Raw genomic sequence first — 3,239 nt, forward strand, 5'->3', positions numbered from 1 at the left:
GTGACGACGAGTTGACAGAGTTGGTGGGTTACTCAAATGAGGGCGAGTTCCGTTCGGAAAATGCTCCGGAGAATCTTCGTGCCTGGTTGGACGGTTATGCTGCATTTGTCCGCAGTGTGCGTGACGGGAGTTCAAAACCGATGCGAACTATTGTAAACAATGGAACACTTGTGGTAGGACCGTTGGTGACTACACGGTGGAATCAGAGTGAACCGTATAATTTGCTTTGTCCCTATGATTCGAACTACAAAGTGACTTGTCCTACCGGATGTGCTGCCACTTCCATGGCACAGTTGATAAATTATCATGAATGGCCGGAACAGGGCAAAGGCACAAAAAGTTATTATTCCAGCTATGGCGTCCTTTCGGTCGATTTTTCCAAATCGGTTTACGATTGGGCCAACATGAAGGACCGTTATGAAAGCTATTATGATTCAGACAACAATATCATTAATGAATGGAATGACACGGAAGCTAATGCCGTAGCCAAACTGATGTACGACTGCGGCGTTGCTCTTGAAATGGGCTATGGCCCTGATGCAAGTGGTGCGTATGATACGGATATGCCGTTGGCCTTGTGCGATTATTTTGGTTATCATGCCGATCTGATTACCCGTGACGGTTATACCGAAGAAGAGTTCCTTTCCCGCATTAAGGAGGAACTTGACAATCAACATCCGCTCGTTTTCAATGGTCAGGGGTCGCTTGGAGGGCATTCCTTTATTGTCGATGGTTACGATTCCAATGATTATCTCCATGTCAATTGGGGATGGGGTGGTCTTTCCGATGGATATTTCAATGTCAGCTATATGAATCCTGCAGATTTGGGAACTGGGGGCGGTAGTGGTGGCTTTAATTCGATGCAGAGTATTATTGTAGCTTATCCTGATATAACAGGTAAAGGATCCCATGGTCAGTTTGTTTTGCGTCTCCTTGATTCTTCTACATGGGAAGGTAGCGTGAACTTTTATGAGAAAGTTTTGCAGGATTCCATTTCTAAGGGGGAAAATTTTCGAGTGGAATATTTTGGTATCTCTAATATGGTTAAATTGGATTATAGAGGTGAATTAGCTTTGGGTATTTATAATGAAAGTGGTGAACAGATTGCTGTAACATCGTCAAATAAGGCAATTATTGGAGGATTTGATATTATTTATTATCCAGAAGAGTTAGTGGCAAATGAAGAGTTGGTTACATTAGCTGACGGAAACTATGTGATACGTTTGGTTTCACGCCAACAGGACTATGATAATTGGGTGCGTGTTGCTGCTGATGGTATCAACATTTCCGTTTCGGGAAATGAGATCAAGGTGGTTGAACCTGTTACTCCTACGGCTGTCATCAGCTGTGAGAAATTTGAAACATTGACTGAACAAGTGAATGTGGGTGGTACTGCTGATTTCCAAGTAACTTTGAAAAATGACTCTGGGTATGATTTTATTGGTGAAATGTCACTTTTAGTATACAATGATGACACTAATAAAAAGGTATTCAAGTCGTCGGTAGATGTTTTGGTAGGCAAAAACTCTGAACAGGTTGTGAGTGCCAGCTTACGTTTGCTTAATTCGATGACAGCCGGCCGTTATCGTGTGGAGGTGGAGAATTTCACGGCTTCCAACAATGTGGAATTGGATTTCACCGGAGGCGAAACTGTGGCTTATGTAGAGGTTGTCGACCCGTCGGGTGTGGCTTCTGTCGGTGGCGATAATGTATCTGTTTCGGTGCGCGGCAATGTGATTCACATTGACGGTACGGCCGAAGAGGCAGCCGTGTACGACTTGTCGGGTGTTTGCATTTGCACGACGGCCGACCGTGAAATACCAATGGACGCTTCGGGAGTTTATTTCGTGAAGGTTGCCGGAAAAGTCTGGAAAGTTTTGGTTCGCTGAACTTCTGTTTGGCAATAGGATAATGCCGGATAGTGTCATTTTACGACACTGTCCGGTTTTTTGTTTGTCAGATATTTTGTAAATCGTTGAAATTTATTAAATTTGCGATTAATGGAAACACAAAAATAAAAATTATGAAACGATTTTTTCTATTAGGGACGCTTTTGATTACAGGTTGGAGTCTGCATGCTGCACAGTTGTCAGAGTCGGAGGCTTATCGGATTGCCCAAAAGTACAATCAATCATTGGCGACAACGCTGTGGAAGCAAAAGGCTTCCGGGGTGGCATCGTTTTCTTCCGATGCCGAGTATTATGTGTTTAATGCTGCCAAGAACCAGGGATTTGTCATTGTCTCGGGTGACGACAGCCTGACGGAACTGGTCGGCTATTCCGACAGCGGGACGCTCGACATGGAAAACCTTCCCGATAACCTTTCGTCGTGGCTGGATGCTTATGCCGAGTATGTGAAAGCCGTGCGTCGTTCGGAGGCCAAACCGTTAAAAAACAATCTGATGCCGTCGCTTCCTGTAATTCAGCCGCTGTTGGGCCAGATTATGTGGAATCAGAGTATGCCTTACAATGACATGTGTCCTTATGACAGCGATGCTCAAGAGCGTTGTCCTACGGGATGTGTGGCTACGGCGTTGGCTCAGATTATGAAATATTGGGAATGGCCCGTCAACGGTGTGGGCAGTTATTCCTACAATTCCAGTTATGGGGTGTTGAGCGCCGACTTTACCAAAACTTACGAGTGGGACACGATGCGCGACACTTACACTTCCTATTATGACGAAAATTGGAACATTGTAAATGAATGGACGCAGGAAGAAGGTGAGGCCGTTGCCCAACTGATGGCGGATTTGGGTGTGGCTTTGGAAATGAATTATGCTCCGGGCGGCAGTGGTGCCAATGATGCAATGGTACAGCGTGCGATGCACGACCATTTCCGCTATCAGGTGGAAAATCATCCTCGTTTGTCGATGTCGTCTTCTGAATTTGTTGATTTGCTGGTGACAGAATTGCAGCAGTCACGTCCGGTTTATTTCAGTGGCGGCAGTGCCAGTGGAACAGGTCACGCCTTTGTTGTAGACGGATGCAATTCCGACGGCTATTTCCATGTGAATTGGGGTTGGGGCGGCATGTCGAACGGTTATTTCAATGTGAACTACATGAATCCGAACGAGCAGGGTATTGGCGGGTCAGACGGTGGCTATTTCATGCGCCAGTCGGCTACTACGTTGCAGCCCTATCGTGACGGAGATGTGGCTCCTGTCGGACAGGTTGTGTTCAGTTATACTACTTCTCAATCCAATCAAATTACAGGATTAGTGGCCAACGTTGAATCGTTCA

The 3,239-nt window shown here is 45.6% G+C and carries 2 protein-coding genes; both read left to right on the plus strand.

Features of this window, described 5'->3' with window-relative positions:
• The coding region (locus Q0J90_RS14670; RefSeq protein ID WP_297278618.1) for a C10 family peptidase at positions 1-1,889 on the plus strand (1,889 nt) is incomplete at its 5' end.
• Between the two features lie 32 nt (positions 1,890-1,921).
• On the plus strand, positions 1,922-3,239 hold a 1,318-nt coding region (locus Q0J90_RS14675), incomplete at its 3' end, for a C10 family peptidase (protein WP_297278619.1).

It is taken from the genome of uncultured Brachyspira sp. (assembly GCF_944390595.1).
In the GTDB taxonomy this organism is placed as follows: Bacteria; Spirochaetota; Brachyspiria; order Brachyspirales; family Brachyspiraceae; genus Brachyspira.